Origin of the sequence: Sphingomonas sp. CCH9-F2 (genome assembly GCF_001556735.1) — a bacterium.
GTDB lineage: Bacteria > Pseudomonadota > Alphaproteobacteria > Sphingomonadales > Sphingomonadaceae > Sphingomonas > Sphingomonas ginsenosidimutans.
Window position 1 is genome coordinate 1 of record NZ_LSJO01000361.1, and the last position, 5396, is coordinate 5396.

4 protein-coding genes are annotated in these 5396 nt (G+C 68.9%); all 4 read right to left on the bottom strand.

Annotated elements, in window-relative coordinates; genetic code table 11:
• A partial coding sequence (locus AX685_RS10500) for a lipopolysaccharide biosynthesis protein (RefSeq protein ID WP_066488349.1) occupies positions 1 to 1310 on the bottom strand: 1310 nt, incomplete at its 3' end.
• On the bottom strand, positions 1307 to 1594 hold the full coding sequence (locus AX685_RS21605; protein WP_156445762.1) for a hypothetical protein: 288 nt from the start codon (positions 1592 to 1594) through the stop codon (positions 1307 to 1309). The genes AX685_RS10500 and AX685_RS21605, both read right to left, overlap by 4 nt.
• Entirely contained in the window at positions 1591 to 4362 is a 2772-nt protein-coding gene (gene polA, locus AX685_RS10505) for a DNA polymerase I (RefSeq protein WP_066488355.1), read from the bottom strand. Before polA ends, AX685_RS21605 begins: the two co-directional genes overlap by 4 nt.
• Before the next feature lie 43 nt (positions 4363 to 4405).
• A partial coding sequence (locus AX685_RS10510) for a serine hydrolase (protein WP_066488357.1) occupies positions 4406 to 5396 on the bottom strand: 991 nt, incomplete at its 5' end.

The following is a 5396-nucleotide window of genomic DNA, read 5'->3' on the forward strand; positions in this document are numbered from 1 at the left end:
GCCCAGACCAGCGGCCAGCGCATCGGCGAGACGCTGCTGCCCAGCAGCCGGCCGAGCATCGACGCCTTGATGAACGAGGTGAGCAGCAGCACCAGCATCAGCGCGACCGGCGCACCCGCGGCCTGCACCGTCACGCCATAGCCCGCCGCACGCAGCGCCAGGATCAGCGCGAACGACAGCGCGATCTGCAACGCCAGCATCGACATCGACACCAGAAGGTTGCGGTGCCGCGCCATATAGACCAGCGCCGATTCGGATACCGCGCCGGTCGAGGCGAAGACTTCCGCGAACAGCAGGAACACCATCGCCGCCGCGCCGCTGACGAACTGCGGGCCAATCGTCGCCATCACCCCCTCTCGCGGGATCGAGGCAGTGATCGCCAGCGCCAGTTGCGCGGCGATGATCCAGAACGCCACCTGCCGCACCTGCCGCGCGATCGCCCCCAGATCGCCGCGCGCCAAGCTCTGCGTCACGACCGGGCCCAGGATCGGGTCGAAGCTGGTCTTCAGCTTCTGCGGCAGGCTGGCGACCTGTTGCGCCATGTAATAGATGCCGACCACGCTGGGCGGGAACAACGTGCCCAGGATCAGCCGGTCAACGTTGCGGCTGCCCCATTCCAGCGCGTCGGCGCCTGCCAGCGGGGTGTTCGCGCGCGTCATCTGCCACAATTGCCCGACATGCGGCGACCAGCCGTGCGGCACGCCATAGCTGCGGATCAGCGGCACGATACTGGCTGTCAGCGCGGCAACCATGCTGGCAACGTACGCCAGCACCAGCCCGTCCTTGTGCGTGAAGAACGAGAAGACGAACGCGAAGATCGACAGCGTCCACGGCTCGATCACCGCGCGCGCGGTGACGCTGGCCTTCACATCGTGGCGATAGGCGAGCGCGGCGAGGCTGACGTCGGACAGCGCCGGGGCCAGGATGATGAGCGGGAAGAACCGGTCCAGCCCGCCGATCGCCGAATTGGGGTACATCGCGTCGGGAAAGGCGAACAGCACCAGGCTGGCGAGCAGGCTGGCAATCGTGGCGAGCGCAAGCGCGTCGAAGACGACGTGATTGTGCGGGCGCTGCGTGGAGGACAGCGCCTGCGCCAGCCCGCGCTTCAGCCCGAGCGTGGCGAGCAGCGCCGCGAATTCGACCACGACGACCGCGATCGCGAACCGCCCGACCAGTTCCGCGCCATACATATGGCCCGCGATGAACAGGAACGGGATGCGCGCGCCCAGCCGCAGGACGAAGCCCGCGACGTTGGTGCGCCCCCCCTTGGCAAGCGCGGCGATATCCTCGCTCTGGTCGGTGGCGGTCATGCCGAGCAGCGCCCCACCACCGTTCGCTTCGAGCAGGGTTCGAGCACCGTCGAGAACCCGTCCGTCGAGAAGGTGCGGCGCCGGGCCACCTCTCGACACGCCGTCTCGGCTTCGCTCGACGGCTGCTCGAGGCGAACGGCATTGTGGGTGGGGCGCGGCGCGGCAAAGCCGCCCTTCGACTGCCTGCAAGGCAGGCGGTCAGGACGGGTCCGGACGGGCAGTGCCCGCCGGCCGCGCTTGCTTGAGTCAGCGGGCTGCAGCCCGCTGCCAAGCTGCGCGGTCAATGCGCCTCTCCCCAGCTCTTCCCGACGCCGATCTCCACGCCCAGCGGCACGTCCAGCACCACCGCCGGTTCGGCGGCGCCCGCCATCACCCGCGCGATCACCGCGCGCGCCGCATCCACGTCGCGCTCGGGCAATTCGAACACCAGTTCGTCATGGACCTGGAGCAGCATCCGCACGTCGGCCAGCCCGGCCTCGGCCAGCGCCGGTTCCATGCGCAGCATCGCGCGCTTGATGATGTCGGCGCTGGTGCCCTGGATCGGCGCGTTGATCGCGGCGCGCTCGGCGCCCTGACGTTCGTGCTGCACCTTGCTGCGGATGCGCGGGAAATGCGTCTTCCGCCCGAACAGCGTGGTGGTGTAGCCGCGCTCGCGCACCTGGGTCAGCGTTTCGGCGATGTAGCGGTTGATGCCGGGGAAGCGATCGAAATAGCGGTCGATCATCGACTGCGCCTCGTCCGCCGAGATATCGAGCCGCCCCGCCAGCCCCCAGCGGCTGATGCCGTAGAGGATCGCGAAGTTGATCGTCTTGGCGCTGGCGCGGGTGTCGCGCGTCACCTCGCCGAACAATTCCTGCGCGGTCAGGCTGTGGATGTCGTCGCCCCGCGCGAACGCTTCCTTCAGCTGCGGCACGTCGGCCATGTGCGCGGCCAGCCGCAGCTCGATCTGCGAATAGTCGGCCGCCAGGATGACGTTGCCCGGTTCGGCGACGAAGGCATCGCGGATCTGCCGCCCCACCTCGGTACGGATCGGGATGTTCTGAAGATTAGGGTCGGTCGACGACAGTCGCCCGGTCTGCGCGCCGGTCAGCGAATAGCTGGTGTGGACGCGCCCGGTGGCGGGGTTGATCTGTTCCTGCAACGCATCGGTATAGGTGTTCTTCAGCTTGGTCAGCTGGCGCCATTCCAGCACCTTGGTCGCAATCGCGGCGCCCGGAGAATCCTTGTCGACCGACAGCCGCTCCAGCTCGGTCACGTCGGTGGAATAGACCCCGCTCTTGCCCTTGCGCCCGCCCTTCAGCCCCATCCGCTCGAACAGGACGTCGCCCAGTTGCTTGGGGCTGCCGATCGTGAACGGCCCGCCGGCAAGGTCGTGGACGACCATCTCCAGCGTCGCGATCTGCGCGGAAAAGTCGCCGGACAGCTGTGCCAGCCGCTCGCGGTCGACCTTGACCCCGCGCTGCTCCATCCGCGCGACCACCGCGACCAGCGGGCGGTCGACCATCTGGTAGACGCGCGTCGCGCTTTCCACCGGCAGGCGCGGCCCGAACCGCCGCCACAGCCGCAGCGTGACGTCGGCATCCTCCGCGGCGTAGCGGGTCGCGGCCTTCAGGTCTACTTCGTGGAAACCCAGTGCCTTCTTGCCGGTGCCGACGACATCCTTGTACGCGATGCAGCTGTGCGACAGATGCGTCGCGGCGAGTTCGTCCATGCCATGGCCGTGCAGCCCGGCGTCGAGCGCGAAGCTCATCACGATCGTGTCGTCATAAGGCGCCAGCACGACGCCCCCGCTCGCGGCATAGGCGCGCGCCAGCACGATCATATCGTATTTGAGGTTGTGCCCGATCTTGAGGACGCTGGCGTCCTCCAGCAGCGGCTTCAGCTTCGCCAGCGCGACCGCGGCGTCGAGCTGCACCGGCTTTTCGGCGAACATGTCGGTGCCGCCATGCGCCAGCGGCACGTAACAGGCCAGATTGGGGTGGAGCGCGAGCGAGATGCCGACCAGCTCGGCGGCCATCGGATCCTTGCCGGTCGTCTCGGTATCGATCGCCACCCAGCCCTGGTGCCGCGCGACCGCGATCCAGCGGTCCAGCGCGCCTTCGTCCACCACGGTTTCGTAGCCGTCGTGGTTGCACGGCGGGTCCTGCTCAGGCGGCACGCCGGCCGGCTCGGCGACCGGCGCGTCGGCGACCTGGCCCAACCGCGACAGCAGGGTGCGGAACCCGTGATGCTCCAGGAAGGCGCGCAGCGGCGCATCGGGAATCCCCTGCAGCGCCAGTTCGTCGAGCGGCTGCGGCAGCGGCGCGTCGCATTTCAGCGTCACCAGCACCTTCGACAGCCGGGCATTGTCGGCATGGTCGATCAGATTGTCGCGCAGCTTGCCCTTCTTCATGTCCGGCGCGGCAGCGAGCACCGCTTCCAGATCGCCATGTTCGGCGATCAGCTTCGCGGCGGTCTTGGGGCCGACACCCGGGACACCGGGGACGTTGTCGACGCTGTCCCCCATCAGCGCCAGCACGTCGCCCAGCTTCTCCGGGCCGACGCCGAACTTCTCGACCACATAATCGGGGCCGAGCGTGCGGTTGTTCATCGTGTCGAGCATGTCGACCGAGGGATCGGTCATCAGCTGCATCAGATCCTTGTCGGAGCTGACGATCGTCACCTGCCACCCTTCCGCCAGCGCGGCCTGGGTGTAGCAGGCGATGATGTCGTCCGCCTCGAGCCCCTCGGTCTCGATGCACGGCAGTGAGAAGGCGCGGGTGGCATCGCGGATCATCGGGAATTGCGGGACCAGATCCTCCGGCGGGGGCGGGCGATGCGCCTTGTACTGGTCGTACAAATCGTTGCGGAACGTCTTGCTCGACTTGTCGAGCACCACCGCCATGTGCGTCGGGCCATCCGCCTTGTGGAGCTGGTCGGCCAGTTTCCACAGCATCGCGGTATAGCCATAGACCGCGCCGACCGGCTCGCCATGCTTGTTGGTGAGGGGGGGCAGACGGTGATAGGCACGGAAGATGTAGCCCGATCCGTCGACGAGGTAGAGGTGCGGCATGGCCCTGCCCTAAAGCGATTCGCGCGCGGGCGAAACCGCCAAGCTATTCGACGCTTTCGTCCACCTCCGCCGCCCCGCGCCGCGGCTGCGCGCCGGTCAGCGCGGCGCACACGTCCTGGATCAGTTTCTGCCGGTCGCGCATCGGCGCGGTCGTGTCGCCGATCATCACCGCGATGGCATAGCGCCGGCCATCGGGCGCGGTCAGCAGCCCGACGTCGTTGAACCCGGCGTTGCGGCGACCCAGTTCCTGCCCCGTCCCGGTCTTGTGCGCCAGCTGCCACCCGGCGGGCGTCGCCGCGCGCAGCCGGGCATGTCCGGTGCGCGAGGCGGCCATCGTGTCGAGCAGGATGCGCGTCGAGGTTTCGGTCAGCAACTCGCCGCGCGCCAGCCGCGCCAGCGCGGCGGTGATGCCGTTGGGCGACGCCCCGTCGGGCGGATTGTCGATATAGCGCTGCATCGCCGCCTGCCGCACCGCCGGCGCCAGCCGGGCGCGTGCCGCCTCGAACCCGCGGCCCAGCGCCATCGACTGTTTCCACGTCAGCCCGGCGGTGCCGCTTTGCAGCAGGCGTTCACCGGGTCCGAAGCGGATGCCGGTCAGTTCCTTCGACGCCAGGAAACGCCGCACCGCCGCCGGGCCGCCGACATAGGTCAGCAGCCGATCGTTGGCGGTATTGTCGCTCTGCGTCAGGGCGCGCGTCAGCAGCCCGGACAACGTGGTGCGATACCCCTCACCCTTCACCAGCGCGGCGATCGGCTGGTGGAACAGGGTCAGGTCGTCGCGCGTGACCAGCACCGGCTCGTCCAGCTTCAGCCGCCCGGCGTCGCGCTGCGCCAGCACCGTCATCGCGACCCACAATTTGCTGACACTCTGCTGCGGCAGCGACAGGTCGCCGCCCTGCCCCACCACCCAGCCTTCGTCGACCGAGCGGATCACCGCCCCCGCCTTTCCGGGGAAGGCGCGGATCAGCTCGCTGACGCGCCCCTGCAACGCGCGCGGCGGCAGCGACGGGCGGGTCTGCACCGGCGGCGGGGGT

Coding starts and splice junctions, on each gene's coding strand:
- polA (WP_066488355.1), bottom strand. CDS start 4,362: ATGCCGCACCTCTACCTCGTCGACGGATCGGGCTACATCTTCCGTGCC.